The following is a 22,940-nucleotide window of genomic DNA, read 5'->3' on the forward strand; positions in this document are numbered from 1 at the left end:
GCCGCCGCCGAGATGACCCGTCATGATGCCGGCGAACCGCGCAACGTCACACCGCGCAGTAGCGATCCTGGATGTCCTTGTCGGCCAGCAGCGCCGCGGCGCTGCTCTCATGCACGACCTCGCCCTGGTCAATGATGACGGCGCGATCGGCGAGCCGCAGCGCCCATTCGACATTCTGCTCCACCAGCAGCAAGGTCTTGCCCTGGTCGCGCAGCCGGCGAAACAGCACGCCCATCTCCTCGACGAGCACCGGCATGATGCCTTCGGAGGGCTCGTCGAGCAGCACCACGCGCGGCCGCGCGATCAAGGCGCGCGCGATCGCCAGCATCTGCTGCTCGCCGCCCGACAGCGTGACGCCCTCCTGGTCCAGCCGCTCGTTCAATCGCGGAAAGGTCTCGGCGATCTCGGCGAATGCCACGCGCTCGTCGATGTCGGCCTTGGCGGCGACCAGCCCAAGCCGCAGATTCTCGCGCACGGACAGGCCCGGCACGATGCGACGCTCCTCCGGCACATAGGCGAGGCCGAGATGGAAGCGCTTGTGCGCGGCCAGCGGCAGCAGGCCCTGGCCGGCGAAGCGCACGCTGCCCGAGGCCTTCGGCATCAGTCCCATGACGGTACGCAAGGTCGTGGTCTTGCCGGCGCCGTTGCGGCCGACCAGCGCCACCACCTCACCCTCGTTCACGCGCAGCGAGATGCCGTGCAGCACGTGGCTGGCGCCGTACCAGGCCTGGACATTGTCGAGCTCGAGCAACGCGGTCTCAGCCATAGCCCTCACTCTGTCCCAGATAGACCCGGCGCACGTCCGGATTGGATCGGATGTCCTCAGGACGACCATCGGCGAGCAGCCGGCCGTGATGCAGCACCAGCACCCGCTGGCTCAAGCCGAGCACCATCTTCATCTTGTGCTCGACCAGCAGCACCGTGCGCTTCTCCGCGAGCCGCTCCAGCAGCGCCACCATCTCCTTGGTCTCTTCCGGCCCCATGCCCGCGGTCGGCTCGTCGAGCAGCAGAAGCTCCGGCTCGGAGACCAGCGCAATCGCGATCTCCAGCGCGCGCTGCTGGCCATGGGCGAGATACTTGGCGAGCTCGCCGCGCCGGCCGATCAGGCCGACCGCCATCAAGGCTGCATCGGCGCGTTCGCCGAGTTCGGCAAGATCGGCGCGCTTGCGCCAGATGTCGTAGCTCACGCGCATGGCCTGCGCGGCGACCCGGACATTCTCGTGGACCGACAAATCGGGAAAGATGTTGGTGATCTGGTACGAGCGCGAGATGCCCTGATGCACGAAGCGATGCTGCGGCAGGCCGTTCAGCTCGCGGCCCTTGAACCGCAACGTGCCGCTGCTCGGCGACAGCGTGCCGGAGAGAATGTTGAAGAAGGTGCTCTTGCCGGCCCCGTTCGGGCCGATGATCGAGGTCAGCTCGCCGGCCGCGAACGCGACCGAGATGCCTTCCAGCGCGACGAAGGCGCCGAAACGACGGCCGATCCCGTCCGCGCGCAGCAGTTCGGTGCTCATCGGCGTTGCCTCGCGATCGGCAGCACATCGAGGAACCTGCCCCAGATGCCCTTGGGCAGGAACAGCACGAACACGACGAAGATGGCGCCGACGACGATCTGCCAATGCGGCGTCCACAGCGAGACGACGTCCTCCAGGATCAGGAAGGTAGCGGCGCCGACGAACGGCCCGAAGAAGCTGCGTGCGCCACCGAGCAGCACCATCATCACGATCATGCCGGAGGTCTGGTAGTGCAGGATGTCGAGCGGAACGATGGACAGATGCAGCGCCGACATGCAGCCGCCGACGGCGGAGATCGCGCCCGACAGCATGAACACGATCAGCTTGCAGCGCTCGACGTCGTAGCCGCAGGCCCGCGCGCGCTGCTCGTTCTCCCTGATCGCCTCGATCACGGCGCCGAACGGCGAGTTGAGAATGCGCGACTGCACCCAGATCGCGATCGCCGCGAGCACCATCAGCACGTAATATTTGTTCACGGGATCGAGGAAGTTGATCTGCGCGCCGAACAGACCGATGTGCTCGACCGTGAAGCCGCGCAGCCCGTTCTCGCCGCCGGTGAAGGAGGAGGCCTGGAGCGCGACGTAGTAGACGAGTTGCGCCAGCGCGAGCGTGACCATGGAGAAATAGATGCCGCGGGTGCGCGTCGAGATCGTGCCGATCAACGCGGCGAGCAAGGTGCTCGCGGCGATCGCCAGCGGCACCGCGGCGAACCAGGGCAGGCCCCAGCGGCCGATGGCGATGCCGGTCAGATACGCGCCGGTGCCGAAGAATGCGGCGTGGCCGAACGACAGCAGCCCGGTGTAGCCGAACAGCAGATTGTAGCCCATCACCACGACGCCGTAGATCAGGACGTTCACGGCGAGCGCCTTCGACGGCAGCAGCCAGGGCAGCAGCGCCAGCGCAATGAGCGAGACCAGCACGCGGTGATCCGCGAGAACCGCGACGAGACGCTGCGCCTGAGGAAGCGGCGGTGCTTCGCCGGTCGACTGCACCGTCATCACGCTCTCCCCTTGAGGCCGAACAGACCCTGCGGCCGCACCAGCAGCACGGCCGCCATCAGCGCGAACATCACGATCGTCGCCATCTCGGGCGCGAACAGCGCGACCATGCTGATGCAGATCCCCACCATCAGCCCGGCGACGACAGCACCGACGATCGAGCCAAGGCCGCCGATCACGGTGACGACGAAGGCTTCCGCCAGCACCAGCGTTCCCATCTCCGGATTGACGCTGCGCATGGGTCCCGCCAGCACGCCGCCGAGCGCGGCGAGACCGACGCCAAGGCCGAAGATCGCGAGCCACACCTTGCCGATGTCGACCCCGAGCACCCGCATGATCAGCGGATCACGCGCGCCGGCCCGGACGATCAGACCGACCCGGGTCTTCTCCAGCATCAGCCAGAGCACCAGCAGCACGACGGCCACCAGCGCGATCACGAACAGACGATATTTGGGAAAGAAGCCGACACCGAGATCGACGACGCCGACCAACTGCGACGGGGTCGGGAACGGAATGCCATCGCTGCCGAATACGATGCGCACGCCCTCGACCAGGATGTAGCTGAGACCGAAAGTGAGCAGCAGGGGATCATCGATCGAGCGGCCATACAGGCGACGGACCAGGACGTATTCGATCAGCATGCCGAATGCGCCGACCAGAATTGGCGCGAGCAGCAAGCCCCACCAGAAGCTGCCGGTCAGCGACGCCACATACAGGCCGGCATAGGCCCCGATCATGAACAACGCGCCGTGGGCGAAATTGACGACACCCAGCATGCCGAACACGATGGTGAGACCGAGCGCAGTGATGACCAGCACCGCCCCAAGGGCGATGCCGGAAAACAGCTGCATGATGATCAGCGAGAGGTCCATGCTATCGGGATCAGGTGGGATGACCCAGTTCGCTGCAGCTTCGCAGCATCTCGTCCGCCCCGGGATCGCTGGCTACGATCGCGAACAGGTCGTTCTCGTTGGCCATCGCCGACTTCTTCTTGGACTCCAGCACCAGCACCGACTGCACCGACTGGTGGTCGCATTTGCGGTAGTGCTGCGGGCCCTTGGTCAGGTCGTATTGCAGTCCTTCCAGTGCCGCGACGACCTTGTCGGTGTCGGTGCCGCCGGCGGCCTGCATCGCCTGCAGCAGCGAGCCGACGCCCGAGTAGCCATAGGCGCCGTAATCGGTCGGGATCGCGCCGCCATTGGCGGCCCGGAACGCCTTGTTGAACTCGGCCGCGGTCTTGTTCTGGGTCTCGAGACCCCAATAATAGTTGGCGCCTCCGACCACGCCCTCGAACACGTCAGGCCCGACGGCGAGACGCTGGTTGTGCAGGATCACCGGCACCACGATCTTCATCTGCTGCTTGATGCCGAAGTCGACCGCCTGCTTGATCGCGTTGGCCTGGTCGCGGCCGAAATTGCTGATGCACAGCACGTCCGGCCGCAGCGACATCAGCCGCGGCATGAAGGTCGAATAGTCGGCCGCACCGAACGGATGCAGGATCTCGCCGACGCTCTCGGCGCCAACAGCGGTCTGCGCCCGCTTGAAGCCGCGCAGCATCTCATGGCCGTAGGCATAGTCGGCCACGAGATGCGCGACCTTCATGCCCTTCTTGATGGTCTGGCGGGCCACGGCCGCCGTGGTCATGTGCGGGTTCAGCGCCTCATGGAAGGTGTACTTGCTGAAATCCTTGGCCTCGTTGATGGTGTCGGACTGGCTGATCGACACGTAGATCACGCCGCGGGCGCGCGTCACCTCGTTGACGGCGAGCTGGACGGCGCTGGAGAGCGCGCCGACGACGGCGTGCACCTTGTCCTTCTCGATCAGCTCCAGCGTCCGCGTCGCGGCCTCGCCGGCGTTGAGCTTGTCATCGCGCACCAGGAGCTCGACCTTGCGGCCGGCGATGCCCCCCTTGTCGTTGACCAGCTTCACGGCGAGCTCGGCGCACTTGACCTGGTCACGGGCCTCGGCGGCGAACGGGCCGGTCAGCGGCGTCGGAAAGCCGATGCGGATGGTGTCATCGGCGGCGCGTCCCAGGCGCGGCATCGCGAGCGTGGCGACACCGGCCGACATTCCCATCAACGCCGTGCGGCGGGATATTCCTGGGCGTCGCAGCCTCGTCTCGTAGCTTGGCATGATCTCCTCCCTCATTCGTTTTTCTTAGAACCGGTTGAGCGCCTTGAGCACGCGCGCGGGCGTGATCGGGATGGTGTTGATGGTCGCGCCGAAGGGCATCAGCGCATCATTGACCGCATTCAGCACGCAGGCCGAGGCAGCGGCGGTGCCGGCCTCGCCGCAGCCCTTTGCGCCGAGAATGGTGTCCGCCGTCGGCGTCTCGACGTGATCGATGGTGATGTCCGGCATCTCCATCGCCATCGGCACCAGATAGTCGGCCAGCGATCCGTTGAGCAATTGGCCGGTCTCACCGTAACGGCATTCCTCGAACAGCGCCGCGCCCAGACCCTGAACGACACCGCCGCGCAACTGCTCGTCGACCAGCATCGGATTGATGATGCGGCCGCAGTCCTCGACGACATAGTGCTTCAGCAGCCTGATGAAGCCGGTCTCGACATCGACTTCGAGATAGCAGCCTTGAATGCCGTTGGTGAAGGCGAAGGGGTAGCCCTGCGGCGCGAAATGATGGCTGACCGTCAGTTGCGCCTGGGTGCCCGGCGGCAAGGTGTCGGAGCGGAAATAGGCGATGCGCGCGATCTCGGCGACCGGCAGACGCGGCTGCCCCGTCGCGGCACTGACGATCTGGCCATCGACGACGTCGAGCGCGGCGGGCTGCTCCTGCAGCACCAGCGCGGCAATCTCCAGAATGTTTGCCTTGAGCTTCCGCGCGGCCTGCAGTGCCGTCTCGCCACCGATGCCCGCGCCGCGGCAGGCCCAGGTCGCACCACCATGCGGCGTGACCTCGGTATCGCCGGTGATGATCTTGACGTGCTCCTGGGCGAGGCCGAGCTGCTCGGCGACGATCTGGCTGATGATCGCCTCGGTGCCCTGCCCCTGCTCCGTCACGGAGATCGCGCAGCGCACCTCGCCCGACGGCGTCAGGCTGACGGTCGCGCCATCCTGCGACGAGATGCGCGCGCCGCCGACGCCGTAGAAGGCCGGACTGGGGTTCGTAATCTCGACGAAGGTCGCGATGCCGATGCCGCGATGGATACCGCGCCGGCGCAGCTCGGCCTGCTCGGCCCGTAGCGCGTCATAGTCCATGATCTCGCGCAGCCGCCGCAGGCAGACTTCGTGCGACAGCGCCTCGAACTTGTAGCCGGTCGGCGAAGCCGTCGAATAGGCATTGTCGGCAATCACGTTCCTGGCGCGCATCGCGAATGGATCGAGCCCGACGCGGGCAGCGGCGAGATCCACCATGCGCTCGGTGACCGCGCAGGCGATGGGATGTCCGACCGCGCGATACTGGCTGGTCTGCACCTTGTTCTGGAATACGACCTCGAGCGCGGCGCGATAGGACTTGAAATCATAGGGCGCACCGATCAGGCGGATGACCTGGTTGCCTTCGACGACGCTGGTGCGCGGATAGGTCGAGAACGCGCCGATCGCCGTGGCATCGTGGACATCCATGGCGAGGATCTTGCCGTCGGTACCAACGGCCATGCGCGCGTGGACATGGTGATCGCGGGCATGAATATCCGAGACGAAGGACTCGATGCGATCGGCGACGTATTTGACCGGGCGCCCGAGCAGGATCGACAATCCGACGACCGCCATGTCCTCGTGATAGACATGCAGCTTCATGCCGAATGAGCCGCCGATATCCGGCGCGATCACGCGCACGCTGGCTTCCGGGATGCCGTAATGGCGGGAGTACAGATCCTGGAACTGATAAGGCGTCTGCGTCGCATGGTGCACCGTCAGCGCACCGCCCTCGGGATCATAGTCCGCGACGATGGCGCGCGGCTCGAGCGTCACCGGCGTATGACGGCCGAAGCTGAAGTCCTGCTCGATCACGTGCGCGGCCGCCGCGAAGGCCTCGTCGACGCCGCCGCTGTCGAGCTGCGTGCGGAAGCAGACGTTGGACGCGGAAGCCGGATTGACCCGCGGTGTCCCCGGCTGGCGCGCGGCGTCGAGATCGACCACCGCCGGCAGCTCCTCGTAACTGACCGAGATCAGCTCCAGCGCATCCTCCGCGATCGCCCTGCTCTCGGCAACCACGGCAATCACGGCCTGGCCGGCCCAGACGACGCGATCGAGCGGCAACGGCAGCTGCGGCTCGGACGTCATGCCCTTGAAATGATCGAGTGTTCCGGTCCATGGTGTACAGATCTTCGCCAGATCAGCGCCGGTCGCGACCAGATGAACGCCCGCAAGCGCCCGCGCCGCATCGACGTCGATGCCGGTGATGCGCGCATGAGCATACGGGCTGCGCAGGAAGGCGGCGTACAGCATGCGCGGCAGGCGAATGTCGGTCACGTAGCGCCCGCGTCCGGCGAGCAGCCGCTTCGCATTCGGACGCGGGACGGAGCGGCCGATATAGGAATTTGGACGGTCGAGCGAGGTCAGCGGCACGGTCATGGCGACGAGCCCTCCGCGCCCTGCGATGGCGTTGCCGCCCGTTCCGCGGCGACCGCGGCAATGGCGTCAACGATCGCTTCGTATCCGGTGCAGCGGCAGAAATTGCCCGAGAGCGCGTCGCGGATGCTCTCGCGACTCGGCCGTGCCGAATGGGTCAACAGCTCATGAGCGGTGATCAGCATGCCCGGCGTGCAGAAGCCGCATTGCAGCGCATTGCGCCGATGAAACTCGGCTTGCAGGTCGGCGATCACGCCGCTCTCCGAGAGCCCCTCGATGGTCTCGATGCGCGCACCATCGGCCTGCACGGCAAACATCAGGCAACCATGCACGGCAGCGCCGTCGAGCTGAACCAGACAGGCGCCGCAGGCGCCCATCTCGCAACCGGCATGCGTGCCGGTCAATTCGAGCTGCTGGCGAAGACAATCCACCAGCGTGTCGCGGGGCGCGACGTCACACGCGACCTTGCGGCCGTTGACGATGAGGCGAATACGGACCTGCTCCTCGGTCTCGACGTCGACCGGCGCGCTCATGCGGCTTCTCCGATCCGTCCCAGCAGCCGGCCGAGCAGAACGCGCGCCAGATGCAGGCGCATCGCCGCCGGAACGTCGTCGCTGTCAGCAGGCGCGAGATCGTCGTCGAGCGCGGCCTGCGCGGCCGCAATCCGTGTAGCATCGATCCGGCTGCCGGTGAGGGCTGCCTCCGCATGTCTCGCACGGGTCGGGACATTGCCGACCGAGAAGAACGCGATGCGGAGGCGCTCGATCAGATCGCCCCGGCAGGTCGCGAGCAGACCGCAACCGACCAGTGCATAGTCGCCGCGCCGGCGGGCCAGCTCATCGAACGCGATGCGCTGACCGGCTTTGAAGAGAGGAACATGAACCGCAACGAGGAGCTCGCCGGGCGCGATCGCAGTCTCAAAAAGGTCGGTGAAGAAGTCGTCGGCCTTGACGCGGCGCAGGCCGGACGCGCCGGCAATCTCGATCTCGGCGTCGAGCGCCAGCACCATCGCCGGAAATTCGGAGGCCGGGTCGGCCAGCGCGACGCTGCCGCCAAAGGTCCCGCGATTGCGGATGGCAGGATGCGCGACGAACGGCGCCGTGGCACGCAACAGCGGGGCAAACTCGGCAATCAAGGGATCGGTCAGCATCTCGCAGTGCCGGGTCAAGGCGCCGATCCGCAACCATTCGCCGTCCCGCGTGATGCCGCGCAGCTCTGCAATGTGGTTGATATCGATCAGAGTTCGCGGGGCCTGGAGACGCAACGCCAGCGCCGGAACCAGGCTCTGGCCACCGGCAATGAATCGCGCATCGTCGCCGGCGCTCGCATGAGCTTCGAGCGCCTCGCCGATCGTGTGTGCACGAAAATAGCTGAAAGCCCTCGCTTTCATCCGTTTCCTCGCCGCCAGGGCTCGCCAGCCCGAAATTCCAGATTTGTAACCATCTGGTCTCAAAAGAATTGCACGCGGCGGCAGTGCGGTCAACCAGAAACGAACGATTGGTCACAAATCTGCTTTCGGGTATCAGACAGGCTTGTCGCCACAATCGATTGAGACCATGGCCAGGACTCCGAAGACAGCGAGCGTTGAGACGAAGGGCCGCATTGGTGGACGCCCGCGCAAAACCGACGGCCGCCCACAGGCGAGGCGCCGCAACATGCGCGCTGCCGACCGCGAGCGCCTGATCGTGGATGAAGCGATCCGCTTTTTCGCCGAGCGCGGCTTCGAAGGCCAGACGCGGGAGCTCGCCAAGCGCATGGGCATCGCGCATTCGGTGATCTACCGGCACTTCCCCAGCAAGGAAGCCCTCATCGAACGCGTCTATCAGGAGGTCTATCTGAGCCGCTGGTCGCAGGACTGGGGCCCGCTGATCCGCGATCGCAGCCATCCGCTCAAGGCGCGACTGACCGGCTTCTATCTCGACTACGTGGCGCGCGTGTTCGAATACAACTGGGTGCGGATCTTCGTGTTCTCCGGCATGAAGTCGTTCGGCATCACCGGCCGCTATCTCGACCTCGTCCGGCGCGAGATCATCGAGCCTGCCGCGATCGAGCTGCGGCATGAACTGCAGCTTCCGGACACCGCGACCCACCCCCTCGGCAGCCGCGAGGCGGAGATGTTCTGGGGACTGCACGGACGCATCTTCTATCTCGCGATCCGAAAGTTCATCTACGAAACACCCGTTCCATCCGATCTCGAGCAGACCGTCCGTGATGCGATCGACCTCTTCATGGACGGCGCCAGACTGGCACTCCCGCGACTGCTGCACGACGATCAGGCCGGACCATTACGATGATCCGGCCCGTCGTCGATGACCGTCACGCCGTCCGGCCGCGCCCGCCCTTGATCTTCGCGGCGACGAGATACGATAGCGGCATGGCGACGACGAATCCGACCAGCGCCGCCAACGGCAGGTCTTTCATCGGACTCGCGACCAGCCCCTGCACCGTCAACAATGCCGTCACCGCGCTGCCTGCCAGCACCGTGCCCAGCATGACCCAGATGAGAATTGCGACCTTGAACATCTGTCCTTCTCCGCCAGTAGGAAAGCTTTCGATCCCTTGACGCGAGAATGCTCTGCCTGCGGCCTCCAGGCGGCATTGATTTGGAACAACCGGACTCAGCAATCGAGGGAGGAGCGACCGCTCCTCCCTCGATCAGTCCCGATGAGCCGACGGACTGTCGGCGATGCCTCGCGGTCGGCGATCGAACGACACTGCTCTATCGTGTCGCTGGAACGAAGTGATCGCGTTTGCTGACCGACGTCCCGGTCGCCGGATCCGTGATCTTGATCTCGATGTCCACCGGCGCGGAGGGAAGGTCGGCCCCCTTGGCCTCGATCGACATGCGGATCTCGCGAGTCTGATCCTGGCCCACATCGATCACCATGCGACCGTCCTGCTCGCGCGTCTCGCCGGCCACCGTCACCTTGGCGTTCGGAAGCCCCACGACGTCCAGCACGAAGTCGCGCGGCCCGCGCTTGTTGAGCAGGCGGACCGTGTAGTCGTTACGGACGCCGCCATCCGACAACTGCACGAACAGTGGGTTACGTTCATGCAGCACGTTGATGCCCATCGTGCCGCGCGTCGCCAGCGAGTACAGCATGATTCCGCCGACGATCGCGATGAAGCTCGCATAGATGATCGTGCGCGGCCGGATGATCCGGTAGATCTCGGGCTTGCCTTCCTTGCGGCGCTGGACGTTGATGTCGGTGTCGTAGCCGATCAGGCCGGTCGGACGGCCGATCTGGGTCATCACGCTGTCGCAGGCGTCGATGCACAGGCTGCACTGGATGCAGCCGAGCTGGATGCCGTGGCGGATGTCGACGCCGGTCGGGCAGACGTTGACGCATTGGTGGCAGTCGATGCAGTCCCCGGCGGGTGCGCCCTGCAGCCGAGCGGCTTCCGCCTTCTTGACCGACATGCGCGGTTCGCCGCGGTCGCCCTTGTAGGTGACGTTGAGCGCCCATTCGTCGGTCAGCGCCGCCTGGATGCGCGGCCACGGGCACATATAGATGCAGACCTGCTCGCGGGCGTGACCGGCGAACACATAGGTCGTCGCCGTCAGGATGCCGATCCAGAGATAGGCGGTGAACGGCGCCTGGAAGGTGGCAAGGTCCTTCACCAGGGTCGGCGCATCGTCGAAATACAGCACCCAGGCGCCGCCGGTCCACCAGCCGATCATGATCCAGAGGAAGTGCTTGAGCGCGGCCTGGCGGATATGGGTGAAGGTCCAGCCGCGCTTGTCGCTGAGCATGCGCTCACGGCGGTCGCCCTCGGCCCAGCGCTCGACGGCGTAGAACAGGTCGGTCCACACCGTCTGCGGACAGAGGTAGCCGCACCACAGCCGGCCGGCGACCGCGTTCATCAGGAACAGGGCGACCGCCGCAATGATGAGCAGGCCGGTGAAGTAGTAGACCTCCTGCGGCCACAGCTCGATGAAGAAGAAGTAGAACCGGCGGTGCGGGAAATCGACCAGCACCGCCTGGTTCGGCATGCCGGGTCCGCGATCCCAGCGGACGAAGGGCAGCAGGTAGTAGATGCCGAGCGTGATGCACAGGATCGTCCACTTGATGCGCCGGAAGCGGCCGTGCACGGCCGCCGGATAGACCTTGTCGCGCGCCTTGTAGAGCGGCCCGACGATATAGGTGTCGTCCGAGTCAGCCATGATATCCCCGCTTCATCTTGCCGTCCTTCCGACCGATTCAGGAGAACGCGTTGCCGCTCTTGAGCCCCAGCTTCTTGAAGACGATCGCTGCCGGGCAGAAGCCCGTGAACGAGGCCTGGATCATGTTCACGCCAGCAAAGGCCGCCAGCAAGAACCAGTAGGGACTGACGTACCAACCCAGCGCCAGACTGAGCAGGACCACGATCCCTGCGAAGGTGAGAACCGCTTTGTCGACGTTCATGACATATTCCTTCATGGTTGCATTTGAGCGTAATCAAGCAAGTGACTGCCCGGCGGTACGGCTATTGCCGCAGGCTGGACAGTGCCCAGGCGACGATTCGTTGCGAGTCCATCGCACCCGAGATCCGCGCCAGCTCCCGCCCCTGCTGCAACAGCAGCATGGTCGGAATTCCGGAGATGCCGAACCGTGCCGACACCTCCGGCGCCTCGTCCGAGTTCAGCTTCAAGAGTTGCACACGCGGCTCCAGCTCCTGGGCCGCGCGCGCGAACATCGGCGCCATCGCACGGCATGGACCGCACCACGGCGCCCAGACGTCGACGAGCAGCGGCAAACTGCTATGCGCGACATGACGTTCGAACGCGGCCTGGTCGACCTCGATCGGATGGCCGCCGAACAGCGGCGTATGACACTTGCCGCATTTCCCCTGCGTCGGCGCCCGGTCCGCGGGCAGACGGTTGATCTGCCCGCAATGGCCGCACACGATCTGCAAACCGTTGCTCATGTCCCGGTCCTGACCTCCTTGATCTTGGCGATGTTGAGCCGGTCGAGCAGGAACTTCTCGTAGAACGGCTCGGGCGTCCCGCGCCTCATCTTGCGCAGGAAGTACTTCTCGAAGGCGACCTTGGCGTAATGCACCCACTCTCCCTTCGACGACCAATTGACGTTGCGCGGCGGGATCTGCGGCTGGGCCAGAAAGGCGACGCCGGAATCACCGAAATCGGCAAGACAGATCGCGTTCCAGGTCGGCTCGGCTTTTGGCTCCTGGCCGCGCAGCAGCGCCCCGATGTTCAAGGCCGTCGCCGTCACCATCGATTCGATCATGAAGCCGGTCTTGGGCACGCCGACCGGCACCGGCGTCGGCCCGATCGGCGGGATCGCAACGCAGACGCCGATGGCAAACACGTTGGGGAAGGTCGGATTACGCTGATGCTTGTCGACGACGACGAAGCCGCGGGGATTGGTGAGCTTGTCGATGCCGCGGACGGCTCCCACGCCGCGAAAGGCGGGCAGCATCATCGAATAGGCAAACGGCAGCTCGTGCGTCTTGCGGACGGTGCCGTCGTCGGCGACCTCCTCCACGAACATGCGGCCATCCTCGACCTTGGTGACGCGCGCGCTGGTGATCCACTTGATGTGCTTTTCGCGCATCTCGCTTTCCAGCAGGCCCTTGGTGTCGCCGACGCCGTCGAGGCCGAGATGGCCGATATAGGGCTCGGAGGTCACGAAGGTCATCGGCACCTGGTCGCGCATCTTGCGCCGGCGCAGCTCGGTTTCCAGGATGAAGAGGAATTCGTAAGCGGGGCCGAAGCAGGAGGCGCCCTGTACCGCACCGACGATCACCGGCCCGGGTTTCTCGGCGAGCCTGTCAAAGGCCGCCTTGGCATGAGCGGCGTGGTCGACGTGGCACACGGATTGTGTATGCCCATCGGGTCCAAGCCCCGGGATTTCGTCGAAGGCGAGTTCGGGACCGGTGGCGACGACGAGATAATCGTATGCCACGATCCCGCCATCCGTCAGCTCGACCTGGTTCTCGGCCGGATGCACGCGCTTGGCGCCCTGCGTCAGCAGCCGGATGCCCTTGCGCTGCATAACGTCAACCAGATCGATCTCGATCTCGTCGCGCTTGCGCCAGCCCACGGCCACCCATGGGTTGGATGGCACGAAATGATAGGAAGACCCCTGCGAGACAACGGTCACGCGATCCTCCCTCCTCAGTTGCGGCAACATTTCATAAGCCATCAGCGAGCCGCTCAGCCCCGCCCCGATCACCACGATTTCCGCCATTGGGATCCTCCATCCGCACTTGATTCATTCTTGCTTCATGTCACCGCGGCGCCGCCGCCGGCCTTGACTATATATTCGAATATCTGTATATACGCAACTATGAAAATTGATGCTGACATCATGGAAGCGGCGGCGGACCAGGCCAGCGACCTCCTGAAGGCGCTGTCGAACCGCCATCGCCTCCTGATCATCTGCCAGCTGGTCGACGACGAGCGGTCGGTTGGAGAACTGGCCGAGTTTCTCGGCCTGCGCGATTCGACCGTGTCGCAGCACCTGGCGCTCCTGCGCAAGGACGGCCTGGTCACCGCCAGGCGCGAGGGGCAGACGATCTACTATTCGATCACAAGCGATCCGGCCCGCGAGGTCCTCAAGACGCTCTATCAGGTGTACTGCGGGCCGAGACCGCGACCGAGACTATGAGGATGCCGGACCGGCATCTTGACCGATATCAAACGGGAACCCCCATCCAGGTGAGATGTCTGCAGCCGACCGCGGACGGCTCGCCCAATCTCACAATTCGAATCAAACCAGACAGGAATAGGCTGATGCGCAGATTATCGGTCCTGAGCTTGATCGCCGCGATGGCGTGGCAGGCAGCGCCGGCCCTTGCGGAGACGCTGACGGTGGCGCCGCGGCAGGTCGCCGACGAGAAGGCGGTGTTCGCGACGGTGGAGAGCATCAGCGTGGTCCCTGCCCGCGGCCGCATCGGCGGCACCATCGTGCAGCTTTCGGTGCGCGAAGGCGACCCGGTCAAGCGCGGCCAGCCGATCGCCTTGATCGGCGACGACAAACTGGCCCTGCAGATCAAATCGCTCGACGCCCAGATCGAAGCGCTGCAGGCCCAGGCCAATCAGGCGCAGATCGACTTCACCCGCACCGAGGGGCTCGTCGAGCGCGGCACCCTGCCCCGGGTCAAGCTCGACGAGACGCGCACCGCGCTGAACGTCGCCGAGAATTCGCTGCGGGCCAAGACCGCCGAGCGCGCGGTGGTCAATCAGCAGATGAGCGAAGGCCAGGTGCTGGCGCCCGATGACGGCCGCGTTTTGAAGAAGCTGGTTGCCGTCGGATCGGTGGTGCTGCCCGGCGATCCAGTGGTCACGGTGGCGCAGCAGAACTTCAAGCTGCGACTGCGCGTGCCCGAGCGCCACGCTCTCTTTCTCAAGGCCGGCGACAAGGTCCGGGTCGACGGCGCCGAGTTCGGCGACAGCTCCGACAAATGGGGCGTGATCGACCTCGTCTATCCGCAGATAGAGGAAGGCCGGGTCGTGGCGGACGCGATCGTCTCGGGTCTCGGCCAGTATTTCGTCGGCGACCGGCTGCGGGTCTGGATCTCCGGCGGCCAGCGCGACGCCTTCGTGATTCCGTCCCGCTACGTTACGACACGGTTCGGCATCGACTATGTCCAGTTACAGCAAGGGACGCAGAAGGTGAGCGTTCCGGTGCAGCGCGGACGCGCTCTGCCGAGCGCCGATCTCCCCGATGGACTTGAAATCCTGTCCGGCCTGCGCGCCGGCGACCAGTTGGTGCAGCCGTGAAACTCGGACTCTCAGGCAAGCTTACCCAGGCGACCATCGCCTCGCCGCTGACGCCGCTGTTTCTGCTCGCGGCGCTCGTGGTCGGCCTCATCGCCGTCGTCGTGATTCCGCGCGAGGAAGAGCCGCAGATCAGCGTGCCGATGGTCGACATCCGTGTCAACGCCGACGGCCTGCGTGCGCCCGACGGCGTCGAGCTCGTGACCAAGCCGCTGGAGACCATCGTCAAGGCGATCGACGGCGTCGAACACGTCTACAGCCAGACCGAGGACGACCGTGTCATGGTCACCGCGCGGTTCCTGGTGGGGACCAAGTTCGAGGACGCGATCCTGCGCGTCCACGAGAAGCTGCGCGCCAACCTCGACCGCATCCCCGTCGGCATTCCCGAGCCGCTGATCGTCGGCCGCGGCATCAACGACGTCGCCGTCACCGTGCTGACGCTGTCGCCGAAGCCGGAGGCCGCCGGGCGCTGGTCCGACAAGGACCTCTACGAGCTCGCCGACAAGCTGCGGGCGGAGCTGACCAAGGTCGACAATATCGGCCTGACCTATATCTCCGGCGGCGGCGCCCAGCAGATCCGGGTCGAGCCCGATCCGGAAAAGCTGTCGCTGTTCGGCGTGACCCTGCAGCAGCTCGTCGCCAAGGTGAAGGACGCGAACCGCTCGTTCCTGGCCGGAGACGTTCGCGACGGCGGCATCGTGCGCAATGTCGCCGCGGGCCAGACGCTCACGGGCATCCCGGATATCGGCCTGCTCCTGATCTCGACGCGCGATGGTCGTCCCGTCTATGTGCGCGACGTCGCAACCGTGGTCATCGGCCCCAATCTCGCCGAGCACCGCGTCTGGGACGACGCCCGCAACGACAAGGGCGACTGGCACCGGGTGCCGGCGGTAAGTCTTGCGCTCGCCAAGCGCGCCGGCGCCAATGCCGTGGTGGTGTCGCACGACATCGCGCAGCGCCTCGAAGGGCTGAAGGCCAGTCTCATTCCGAGCGACGTCGCCGTCACGGTGACGCGCGACTACGGCGAGACCGCCAATGAGAAGGCCAACGAGCTGCTGTTCCATCTTGGCCTCGCCACGATCTCGATCGTCGTGCTGATTGCGGTCGCCATCGGCTGGCGCGAGGCCCTCGTCACTTTCGTGGTGATTCCGACCACGATCCTGCTGACGATGTTCGCCGCCAATCTGATGGGCTACACGATCAACCGGGTCAGCCTGTTTGCGCTGATCTTCTCGATCGGCATCCTAGTCGACGACGCCATCGTCGTGGTCGAGAACATCGCGCGCCATTGGGGCATGCATGACGGCCGGCCGCGCCTGCAGGCCACCATCGAGGCCGTCGCCGAAGTCGGCAATCCGACCGTTGTCGCGACCCTGACCGTGGTCGCCGCCCTGCTGCCGATGCTGTTCGTGTCGGGACTGATGGGTCCCTACATGGCGCCGATCCCGGCCAACGCCTCGGCGGCGATGCTGTTCTCGTTCTTCGTCGCCATGGTGGTGGCGCCGTGGCTGATGCTGCGGCTGGCGCCGAGGTCGACCAGCGCCTCTGCGGACTCTCATGACGCGCATGGCGAAGGCCGTCTCGGACGCATCTATCGCAGCGTCGCGCGCCCGATCGTCGCCAGCAAGCGCTCCGCCTGGATCTTCCTGCTCGGCGTCGGCATCGCCACCCTGCTGTCGATGACCCTGTTCGCGACCAAGTCCGTCACCGTCAAGCTGCTGCCGTTCGACAACAAGTCGGAGATCGCGGTGATGGTCGATCTGCCCGAAGGCGCGAGCCTGGAGGATACCGAGCGCACGCTGTTCGCGGCCGCCGACATCGCGCATGGGCTGCCGGAGATCACGACCGTGCAGAGCTATGCCGGCACCGCGGCGCCGTTCAACTTCAACGGTCTCGTGAGGCACTACTATCTGCGGGAGCGGCCCGAGCTCGGCGAGCTACAGGTCAATCTCGCCGCGCGCGGCGACCGCAAGCGCGCGAGCCACGACATCGCGCTCGAGTTGCGGCAGCGGCTGAAGAGCATCCCTGTGCCTGCCGGCACCAGCATCAAGGTGGTCGAAGTGCCGCCCGGGCCGCCGGTGCTCGCGACCCTGCTCGCCGAGATCTACGGTCCGGACGCGGCGACCCGGCGCGCCGTCACCACCGAACTCAAGAAGGTCTTCGCCGACGTTCCCTTCATCGTCGATATCGACGATTCCATCGGCCAGCGCCGGCCGCGGCTGCGGCTGTCGATCGACCAGGACAGTCTCGAGTTCTTCGGTGTCGAGCAGCGAGACGTCTACGACACGATCCAGACGCTGTTCGGCGGCGTCTCGGTCGGCTACTCGCATCGCGGCGAAGACCGCAATCCGATCGAGATCGCCGTGCGTCTGCCGAAGCACGACAAGAGCTGGAGTCAGGCCCTGGCATCGACGCCGGTGCCCGCCAACACGTTGCCCGGCAGCAAGACTGTCGTCGAACTCGGCCAGGTGGTGAAGGCCACCATGGAAGAGGGGTCGCCGATGATCTTCCGCCGCGACGGCCGCTTTGCCGACATGGTGATGGCAGAACTCGCCGGCCGCTTCGAGGCGCCGCTCTACGGAATGCTCGCGGTCGCCGACCGGATCGACGCCCATGACTGGGGCAAGCTGCCGAAGCCGGTGATCGGCTTCCACGGCCAGCCGGCGGACGAGTCCCGTCCGACGCTGCTGTGGGATGGCGAATGGGAGATCACCTACGTGACCTTCCGCGACATGGGCGCCGCATTCGGCGCGGCCATCCTCGGCATCTACGTTCTGGTCGTGGCGCAGTTCAAGAGCTTCCGGCTCCCGCTGGTGATCCTGACGCCGATCCCGCTGACACTGATCGGCATCCTGCTCGGCCACTGGTTGCTGGGCGCGCCGTTCACCGCGACGTCGATGATCGGCTTCATTGCGCTGGCCGGCATCATCGTCCGCAACTCGATCCTGCTGGTCGACTTCATCCGCCACAGCGGCGGCGAGGGCAAGACCCTGCGCGACGTCGTGTTGGAGGCCGGCGCCGTGCGCTTCAAGCCGATCCTGCTGACGGCGCTGGCGGCGATGATCGGTGCTGCGACGATCCTGCTCGATCCGATCTTCCAGGGTCTGGCGATCTCGCTGCTGTTCGGTCTGGCCTCCTCCACCCTGCTCACCGTGCTCGTGATCCCCGCGATCTACATCGCGCTGCGCGAGCCCGGCAAACCCACCACGAAGATGTCGTAGGAGCTATCATGACCAAACTGTACAGCGAGATCTGCAAGGACATCTCGGGTAACCTGAAGACGCTGCGCAAGGACATTCCGGACGTGATGCAGGGCTTCTCTGCATTGGCGAGGGCCGCCGCCGCTGATGGCGCGCTCGACAAGAAGACCAAAGAGCTGATCGCGCTGGCGATCGGGGTCGCCGTCCGGTGCGACGGCTGCATCGGCTTCCACGCGGAGGCGCTCGTCCGTCTCGGTGCAAGCCGGCAGGAGGTCGAGGAGACGCTCGGCATGGCGATCTACATGGGCGGCGGACCGTCGTTGATGTATGCCGCCGATGCGATTGCGGCGTTCGAGCAATTCCAGCAACAGGCAGCCGCCGCCTGAGCGCAGGTTCAGTCGCAGATATCGAGAATGGCCAGCATGTAGATGCGGATCATGTCGAGATAGTCGGGAATGTCGACGCGCTCGTCCGGCATCGTGTTGTAGCGGCCGCCCGGCCCGCAGACGATGCCCTCCATGCCGCCATACGTATAGAGATGGCCGGCATCGGTGCCGTAGAAGCAGCTCGGCGCCACCGGGCCGGTCGGCTGGGAGGCGCCACGCACGACGCGATAGGCATTGTTGACGGCACGGACGATCGGGCTGTCCGGCGCGACCTCGAACGGCGGCATGGTCGGCACGCCGGCGCGGTCCTCCGACATCAGATGGGCCTTCAGGCCGGGAAAACGCCCCTCCAGCGCATCGAGCTCGCGCCGCATGTCCGCGAGCGCGCCCTGCTCGGTCTGCCCTGGAGCGTAACGGCCGGAGCCCTTGATGCGGACGAAATCCGCGACCTGCGGCGTGCGCCATTCGTGCAACTCACGACCGAGCGCGCCGTGCACGACGCCGACATGGACGCGGTTGATGGCCTCATGTGCCGGCGAACGCGCGCCGGAGAACCGCATCGCGTTGAGACGCGGAATGAGATCGCAGGCGGCGGTGATAGCGTCCACCGCCTCCTCGCGCTTCGACAGATGCCGCGTGTTGCCGACGAGCTCGATGATGAACATGAAGGCCGCGGCATGCATCGTCATCGCCTTGAGGTCGGTCGGCTCCGAATTGATGAAATAGTCGGCGCGCAGCCCCTGCTCTAGCAGCGAATAGGTGCCGACTCCACCCTGCAGCTCGCCGACCACATAGGTCAGGATGACATCGCCCCGCAGCTTCACGCCGGCCTCGATCAGCGTCTTGACCGCGCAGAAATAGGCGGCGTCGCCGGCCTTCATATTTGACACGCCGATGCCGTAGATGAAGTCGTCGTCGACCTTCCCCGCCCAGGGATCGACGGTCCAGCCCTCGGTCACCGGATTTGTATCGACATGGCCGTTGAAGAGCAGGCTCTTGCCGCCGCCGGTGCCGTGCCAGCGGCCGACCGCGTTGACCCGGCCCTCGGCCCCGAACGGAGCGAGGCCGGCATCCAGGCCGATCGCGCTCATCTGTTCGGCCATGAAGGCCGCGAGCTGCTTCTCGCCCTCGGTCTTCGAATAGCTCTTGTGCTGTACCATGCGCGACAGCAGCGCGAGCGAGGCTGGAATGTCGATGCGGGCGAGCAGGTCGTTGCGGTCCATCGGGTCAATCCTTGCGGTCAGCCAACCGGCGCTGGCGAGGCCGCCATCAGCTCGCGGGTGTAAGGGTGAACGTCTTCGGCGCCGAAGGCATCAACGGCGCGGCTGTCGACGAGCTGGCCATGACGCATCACGACGATGCGGTGCGCGATCTGCCGGATCAGATTGAGGTCGTGGGTAATGAACAGATAGGCCGCGCCGGTCTCGGCGCGCAACGCCAGCAGCAGCTCGATGATCCGGGCCTGGACGGAGACGTCGAGCGGCGCCGTGATCTCGTCGCAGATCACGAGCCGCGGCCGTGCCGCAAACGCGCGCGCGATCGCGACGCGCTGCTTCTCGCCACCGGAGAGCTGGTGCGGCCAGCGCATCGCATAGGAGGCCGGTAGTCGCACCTGCTCCAGGAGCCGCGGCACGGCGGCGACGTCGCCGCCATAGAGTTTCAGGGGACGCGACAGGATCTCACCGATCCGATGGCGCGGATTGAGCGAGGAATCCGGGTGCTGGAACACGATCTGAACATCGCGACGATAGGCCCGGTTCATGTCGCCAGCCCCGCGCAGCGTCCGGCCGTCGAAGCTGATCGTGCCGTCGAAGCGGGCGAGCCCGGTGAGGGCGCGAGCGACTGACGACTTTCCCGAACCGGATTCACCGACGAGGCCGACGATTTCGCCGGCGCGGACGTGGACGTCGACGGCCTTGGTCGCCGGCGGCGGCGCCGCACGGAACAGCCCGCCTCGGCCGTAGTGAACCTCAATGCCGCGTGCGTCGAGCACCAGGGCCGCGCCCGGCTGATCGTTCACGAGCCGCCGTTCCGGACGCGGCACCGCGGCGATGAGCGCCTTGGTGTAGTCGTGCCGCGGCGTGCGGAAGATATCGGACGCGGGCGCCTGCTCGACGATGCGGCCGTGTTGGATGACTGCGACGCGATCGGCGACGCGGGTCATCATCGCGAGATCGTGCGAGATGTAGAGCGCAGCGACACCGGTCTCCGCCCGCAACCGCGCAAACAGCTCGATGATGCGGGCGCCGGTGATGACGTCGAGCGCCGTCGTGGGCTCATCGAACAGAATGACATCGGGCCGGCAGCCGAAGGCCGTCGCGATGATCACACGCTGCTTCTCTCCGCCCGAGATCTCGTGCGGATAGCGCCGCAGCACCGCCGCGGGATTGCGGAGCTCGACATGGCCGAGCAGATCGATCGCGAGATCCCTGGCGGCCCGCGCATTCAAATCGCGATGACGCATCAGCGCCTCGGTGATCTGACGGCCGATGGTCAAGGTCGGATTGAGCGCTGTCGACGGGTCTTGGAACACCATGCCGATGCGGCGGCCACGGACCGCGGTCAGTCGCTTCGGGCTGAGGGACCGCAGGTCGAGGTCGCCCAGACGCAGCGAACCCGAGACTTCCAGGGCATTGGCCGGCAGATGCCGCATCAACGCCCAGGCCAGCGAGCTCTTGCCGGAGCCGGATTCGCCGACGAGGCCGAGCACCTCGCCGGGCGCGATCTCGAGTGACACGTCGCGCAGCACCTCGACGGCGCCCGCCGAGGTGACATAGTCCAGCCCGTAGTCGGTGATGGCGAGCGCCGGCCTCATCGATCGTCCCGCGGATTCAGCGCGTCGCGCAGGGCATCGCCGACGAGATTGAAGGCGATCGCCGACAGCGCGATCGCGGCCGAGGGCGCGATCAGGAGCCATGGCGCCCGGTGCATGTATTGGCGCGCATCGGCGACCATGAGCCCCCATTCCGACGCCGGCGGCTGCGCACCCAGGCCAAGGAAGCTGAGCGTCGCGAACAGCATCACCGCGAATGACACGCGGATGGTGGCCTCGATGATGATCGGGCCCATCACGTTCGGAAGCATCTCGCGGAAAATGATCTGCGAGGCCGCCTCGCCGCGCGCGATGGCAGCCTTGACGTAGTCCTGATTGCGTACTGCAAGCGCCACGGAGCGCGTGACCCGCGCCATGCCCGGCGCAAACGCAAAGGCAATCGCGATCACCGCGTTGGCAGCGCCATTGCCGAGCGTGCTGACCAGCAGCAGCGCCATCAGAAGACCCGGAATGGCCATCACCGCATCGTTGGTGCGCATGATGAATTCGTCGGCCTTGCCGCCGAGATAGGCCGATGCGACACCGATCACGGCGCCCATCGCGCTGCCGGCGAGCGTCGCCGCCAGCGCCATCGGAACGGTGGCGCGCGCGCCGGACAGCAGGCGGCTCAGCACGTCGCGGCCGAACTGGTCGGCCCCCAGCCAGTTTTGCCATCCGGGGGCGCGGAAGCGGCCGAGAAAATCCATCTTCTCCGCCCCATAGGGCGCGAGCCACGGGCCGAGGATGCAGACGATCGCGAGCGCAACGAGCAGCGTCACGCTGATCGCGCCCTGCGGCTTCCGGATCATGCGGCCGAGCAGTTCAGTCATAGCTGATCCGCCTGTCGAGCAGCGCGTAGACGACGTCCGCCAGCGTGTTGGTGATGGCATAGGTGACCGCCATGATCATCGCGCCGGCCTGGATAGACGGCAGATCGCGGGTGGTGATGGCGATCATCAATGCGCGGCCGATGCCGGGAATGGCGAAGATCTCCTCGATGACGATGATGCCGCCCAAGAGATAGCCGACGTCGAGCGCGACGATGGTGATGACCGGCAGCAGCGCGTTGCGCATCACGTGCCGCACCAGCACCGTCCGCTCGGGCAGGCCCTTCAGCCGCGCCGCGCGGACGTAGTCGGACTGCAGCACGTCCAGCGTCTCCGACCGCATCATGCGCATCACATGCGCGACGAGAATGACCGACACCGTCAGGACCGGAAGGATCAGGTGGCGGAGCGCCAGCCCGGTATCCTCCAGCGGCGACACGTAGCCGGTCGCCGGCAGCCATGGCAGGATGTCGGTCAGCAGCAGCGCGAGCACGGTTGCGGTGACGAACTCCGGCAGGGAGACCCCGAGATAGGCGACCACGCTGGCGGCCGTATCCGCCGGCCGCCCCCTGCGGAGCGCCGCGAAGATTCCGAGCGGGACCGCGATCAGAAGGGTGACGACGAGTGCGCCGGCTGCCAGCAGCAGCGAGCGAGACAGCGCCGTCAGCATCTCCGGCGCGACCGGCAGGCCGGTGCGCATGGAGACGCCGAAATTGCCGATGGCCGCGTGCGCGACCCAATGCGCGAATTGCAGCCAGACCGGGTCGTCGAGCCCGAGCCGGCTGCGAACGGCGGCCAGCGCCTCCGGCGAGGCGTTCTCGCCAAGCAGCGTCTGCGCGGCATCAGCCGGCAGCGCCTGCGTGATGGCGAACACCAGCACGCTGACGATGACGACCGTGTAGGCCATCAGGAGCAGCCGCCGCAGCAGCCAGGCGAATGACACCGCTCGG

At 66.0% G+C, this 22,940-nt stretch carries 22 protein-coding genes; 5 read left to right on the forward strand and 17 right to left on the reverse strand.

What is annotated here, in order from left to right:
• Window positions 1-46: 46 nt before the first annotated feature.
• Genes ACQR10_RS07330 through ACQR10_RS07365 form a run of 8 tightly spaced genes read right to left on the reverse strand, consistent with a single transcriptional unit; the run spans window position 47 to window position 8,432 of the window.
• Complete coding sequence (locus ACQR10_RS07330; protein WP_316215600.1) at window positions 47-766, reverse strand: ABC transporter ATP-binding protein; 720 nt, start codon at window positions 764-766, stop codon at window positions 47-49.
• Complete coding sequence (locus ACQR10_RS07335) at window positions 759-1,514, reverse strand: ABC transporter ATP-binding protein (protein WP_316183494.1); 756 nt, start codon at window positions 1,512-1,514, stop codon at window positions 759-761. Before ACQR10_RS07335 ends, ACQR10_RS07330 begins: the two co-directional genes overlap by 8 nt.
• A complete protein-coding gene (locus ACQR10_RS07340; protein WP_316215599.1) occupies window positions 1,511-2,512 on the reverse strand; it encodes a branched-chain amino acid ABC transporter permease in 1,002 nt (333 codons plus the stop codon). The genes ACQR10_RS07335 and ACQR10_RS07340 overlap by 4 nt, the downstream gene beginning before the upstream one ends.
• Entirely contained in the window at window positions 2,512-3,384 is an 873-nt protein-coding gene (locus ACQR10_RS07345; RefSeq protein WP_315800372.1) for a branched-chain amino acid ABC transporter permease, read from the reverse strand. Before ACQR10_RS07345 ends, ACQR10_RS07340 begins: the two co-directional genes overlap by 1 nt.
• 10 nt (window positions 3,385-3,394) lie before the next feature.
• Window positions 3,395-4,645: an ABC transporter substrate-binding protein gene (locus ACQR10_RS07350; RefSeq protein ID WP_316215598.1), complete on the reverse strand. Its 1,251-nt coding sequence runs from the start codon at window positions 4,643-4,645 to the stop codon at window positions 3,395-3,397.
• A 24-nt stretch (window positions 4,646-4,669) separates the two neighbouring features.
• Window positions 4,670-7,045 (reverse strand): xanthine dehydrogenase family protein molybdopterin-binding subunit, encoded by a 2,376-nt coding sequence (locus ACQR10_RS07355; RefSeq protein WP_316215597.1) that lies wholly within the window; start codon window positions 7,043-7,045, stop codon window positions 4,670-4,672.
• Window positions 7,042-7,575 carry a (2Fe-2S)-binding protein gene (locus ACQR10_RS07360; RefSeq protein ID WP_316215596.1) on the reverse strand — a complete coding sequence of 178 codons (534 nt, stop codon included), beginning with the start codon at window positions 7,573-7,575 and terminating at the stop codon, window positions 7,042-7,044. Before ACQR10_RS07360 ends, ACQR10_RS07355 begins: the two co-directional genes overlap by 4 nt.
• Window positions 7,572-8,432: an FAD binding domain-containing protein gene (locus tag ACQR10_RS07365; protein ID WP_316215896.1), complete on the reverse strand. Its 861-nt coding sequence runs from the start codon at window positions 8,430-8,432 to the stop codon at window positions 7,572-7,574. The genes ACQR10_RS07360 and ACQR10_RS07365 overlap by 4 nt, the downstream gene beginning before the upstream one ends.
• Before the next feature lie 265 nt (window positions 8,433-8,697).
• Here ACQR10_RS07365 and ACQR10_RS07370 point away from each other — a divergent pair, with 265 nt between their 5' ends.
• On the forward strand, window positions 8,698-9,336 hold the full coding sequence (locus ACQR10_RS07370) for a TetR/AcrR family transcriptional regulator (protein WP_315800376.1): 639 nt from the start codon (window positions 8,698-8,700) through the stop codon (window positions 9,334-9,336).
• Window positions 9,337-9,358: 22 nt separating this feature from the next.
• On the opposite strand, the gene ACQR10_RS07375 is transcribed toward ACQR10_RS07370, so the two are convergent.
• The 5 genes from ACQR10_RS07375 to ACQR10_RS07395 all read right to left on the reverse strand — a co-directional run bounded on the left by ACQR10_RS07375 (window position 9,359) and on the right by ACQR10_RS07395 (window position 13,233).
• Window positions 9,359-9,565 carry a hypothetical protein gene (locus tag ACQR10_RS07375; protein WP_315712536.1) on the reverse strand — a complete coding sequence of 69 codons (207 nt, stop codon included), beginning with the start codon at window positions 9,563-9,565 and terminating at the stop codon, window positions 9,359-9,361.
• 196 nt (window positions 9,566-9,761) lie between these two features.
• On the reverse strand, window positions 9,762-11,207 hold the full coding sequence (ccoG, locus tag ACQR10_RS07380; RefSeq protein ID WP_316215595.1) for a cytochrome c oxidase accessory protein CcoG: 1,446 nt from the start codon (window positions 11,205-11,207) through the stop codon (window positions 9,762-9,764).
• Window positions 11,208-11,244: 37 nt separating this feature from the next.
• Window positions 11,245-11,448 carry a YgaP family membrane protein gene (locus ACQR10_RS07385; protein WP_315739305.1) on the reverse strand — a complete coding sequence of 68 codons (204 nt, stop codon included), beginning with the start codon at window positions 11,446-11,448 and terminating at the stop codon, window positions 11,245-11,247.
• A 61-nt stretch (window positions 11,449-11,509) separates the two neighbouring features.
• Window positions 11,510-11,950, reverse strand: a complete 441-nt coding sequence (trxC, locus tag ACQR10_RS07390) for a thioredoxin TrxC (RefSeq protein ID WP_316215594.1) — start codon at window positions 11,948-11,950, stop codon at window positions 11,510-11,512.
• On the reverse strand, window positions 11,947-13,233 hold the full coding sequence (locus tag ACQR10_RS07395; RefSeq protein WP_316215593.1) for an NAD(P)/FAD-dependent oxidoreductase: 1,287 nt from the start codon (window positions 13,231-13,233) through the stop codon (window positions 11,947-11,949). The genes trxC and ACQR10_RS07395 overlap by 4 nt, the downstream gene beginning before the upstream one ends.
• A gap of 120 nt (window positions 13,234-13,353) precedes the next feature.
• Between ACQR10_RS07395 and ACQR10_RS07400 the strand changes: the two genes are divergently transcribed.
• The 4 genes from ACQR10_RS07400 (at window position 13,354) to ACQR10_RS07415 (ending at window position 18,351) form a co-directional block, all read left to right on the forward strand.
• Window positions 13,354-13,653, forward strand: coding sequence for an ArsR/SmtB family transcription factor (locus ACQR10_RS07400; protein WP_315800450.1), 300 nt, complete (start codon window positions 13,354-13,356; stop codon window positions 13,651-13,653).
• A gap of 125 nt (window positions 13,654-13,778) precedes the next feature.
• On the forward strand, window positions 13,779-14,768 hold the full coding sequence (locus ACQR10_RS07405) for an efflux RND transporter periplasmic adaptor subunit (RefSeq protein ID WP_316183486.1): 990 nt from the start codon (window positions 13,779-13,781) through the stop codon (window positions 14,766-14,768).
• Window positions 14,765-17,986: an efflux RND transporter permease subunit gene (locus ACQR10_RS07410; protein WP_316183485.1), complete on the forward strand. Its 3,222-nt coding sequence runs from the start codon at window positions 14,765-14,767 to the stop codon at window positions 17,984-17,986. Before ACQR10_RS07405 ends, ACQR10_RS07410 begins: the two co-directional genes overlap by 4 nt.
• An 8-nt stretch (window positions 17,987-17,994) precedes the next feature.
• On the forward strand, window positions 17,995-18,351 hold the full coding sequence (locus tag ACQR10_RS07415; protein ID WP_315712545.1) for a carboxymuconolactone decarboxylase family protein: 357 nt from the start codon (window positions 17,995-17,997) through the stop codon (window positions 18,349-18,351).
• A gap of 8 nt (window positions 18,352-18,359) precedes the next feature.
• On the opposite strand, the gene ACQR10_RS07420 is transcribed toward ACQR10_RS07415, so the two are convergent.
• From ACQR10_RS07420 to ACQR10_RS07435, 4 genes are read right to left on the reverse strand one after another with little or no spacing between them, the layout of a single operon-like run.
• Window positions 18,360-19,574, reverse strand: a complete 1,215-nt coding sequence (locus tag ACQR10_RS07420) for a M20 family metallopeptidase (protein WP_316183484.1) — start codon at window positions 19,572-19,574, stop codon at window positions 18,360-18,362.
• A 17-nt stretch (window positions 19,575-19,591) separates the two neighbouring features.
• Window positions 19,592-21,166, reverse strand: a complete 1,575-nt coding sequence (gene nikE, locus ACQR10_RS07425; protein WP_316215592.1) for an ABC transporter ATP-binding protein — start codon at window positions 21,164-21,166, stop codon at window positions 19,592-19,594.
• Window positions 21,163-21,993, reverse strand: coding sequence for an ABC transporter permease (locus ACQR10_RS07430; RefSeq protein WP_316215591.1), 831 nt, complete (start codon window positions 21,991-21,993; stop codon window positions 21,163-21,165). Before ACQR10_RS07430 ends, nikE begins: the two co-directional genes overlap by 4 nt.
• Complete coding sequence (locus ACQR10_RS07435; RefSeq protein ID WP_316215590.1) at window positions 21,986-22,933, reverse strand: ABC transporter permease; 948 nt, start codon at window positions 22,931-22,933, stop codon at window positions 21,986-21,988. The genes ACQR10_RS07430 and ACQR10_RS07435 overlap by 8 nt, the downstream gene beginning before the upstream one ends.
• Window positions 22,934-22,940 lie beyond the last annotated feature (7 nt).

Origin of the sequence: Bradyrhizobium sp. HKCCYLRH2060 (assembly GCF_051168135.1) — a bacterium.
Classification (GTDB): Bacteria; Pseudomonadota; Alphaproteobacteria; order Rhizobiales; family Xanthobacteraceae; genus Bradyrhizobium.

Excerpts from the sequence above, each read along its gene's own strand:
- ACQR10_RS07330 (WP_316215600.1), bottom strand. The coding sequence starts at position 766 with ATGGCTGAGACCGCGTTGCTCGAGCTCGACAATGTCCAGGCCTGGTAC.
- ACQR10_RS07335 (WP_316183494.1), bottom strand. The coding sequence starts at position 1,514 with ATGAGCACCGAACTGCTGCGCGCGGACGGGATCGGCCGTCGTTTCGGC.
- ACQR10_RS07340 (WP_316215599.1), bottom strand. The coding sequence starts at position 2,512 with ATGACGGTGCAGTCGACCGGCGAAGCACCGCCGCTTCCTCAGGCGCAG.
- ACQR10_RS07345 (WP_315800372.1), bottom strand. The coding sequence starts at position 3,384 with ATGGACCTCTCGCTGATCATCATGCAGCTGTTTTCCGGCATCGCCCTT.
- ACQR10_RS07350 (WP_316215598.1), bottom strand. The coding sequence starts at position 4,645 with ATGCCAAGCTACGAGACGAGGCTGCGACGCCCAGGAATATCCCGCCGC.
- ACQR10_RS07355 (WP_316215597.1), bottom strand. The coding sequence starts at position 7,045 with ATGACCGTGCCGCTGACCTCGCTCGACCGTCCAAATTCCTATATCGGC.
- ACQR10_RS07360 (WP_316215596.1), bottom strand. The coding sequence starts at position 7,575 with ATGAGCGCGCCGGTCGACGTCGAGACCGAGGAGCAGGTCCGTATTCGC.
- ACQR10_RS07365 (WP_316215896.1), bottom strand. The coding sequence starts at position 8,432 with ATGAAAGCGAGGGCTTTCAGCTATTTTCGTGCACACACGATCGGCGAG.
- ACQR10_RS07370 (WP_315800376.1), top strand. The coding sequence starts at position 8,698 with ATGCGCGCTGCCGACCGCGAGCGCCTGATCGTGGATGAAGCGATCCGC.
- ACQR10_RS07375 (WP_315712536.1), bottom strand. The coding sequence starts at position 9,565 with ATGTTCAAGGTCGCAATTCTCATCTGGGTCATGCTGGGCACGGTGCTG.
- ccoG (WP_316215595.1), bottom strand. The coding sequence starts at position 11,207 with ATGGCTGACTCGGACGACACCTATATCGTCGGGCCGCTCTACAAGGCG.
- ACQR10_RS07385 (WP_315739305.1), bottom strand. The coding sequence starts at position 11,448 with ATGAACGTCGACAAAGCGGTTCTCACCTTCGCAGGGATCGTGGTCCTG.
- trxC (WP_316215594.1), bottom strand. The coding sequence starts at position 11,950 with ATGAGCAACGGTTTGCAGATCGTGTGCGGCCATTGCGGGCAGATCAAC.
- ACQR10_RS07395 (WP_316215593.1), bottom strand. The coding sequence starts at position 13,233 with ATGGCGGAAATCGTGGTGATCGGGGCGGGGCTGAGCGGCTCGCTGATG.
- ACQR10_RS07400 (WP_315800450.1), top strand. The coding sequence starts at position 13,354 with ATGGAAGCGGCGGCGGACCAGGCCAGCGACCTCCTGAAGGCGCTGTCG.
- ACQR10_RS07405 (WP_316183486.1), top strand. The coding sequence starts at position 13,779 with ATGCGCAGATTATCGGTCCTGAGCTTGATCGCCGCGATGGCGTGGCAG.
- ACQR10_RS07415 (WP_315712545.1), top strand. The coding sequence starts at position 17,995 with ATGACCAAACTGTACAGCGAGATCTGCAAGGACATCTCGGGTAACCTG.
- ACQR10_RS07420 (WP_316183484.1), bottom strand. The coding sequence starts at position 19,574 with ATGGACCGCAACGACCTGCTCGCCCGCATCGACATTCCAGCCTCGCTC.
- nikE (WP_316215592.1), bottom strand. The coding sequence starts at position 21,166 with ATGAGGCCGGCGCTCGCCATCACCGACTACGGGCTGGACTATGTCACC.
- ACQR10_RS07430 (WP_316215591.1), bottom strand. The coding sequence starts at position 21,993 with ATGACTGAACTGCTCGGCCGCATGATCCGGAAGCCGCAGGGCGCGATC.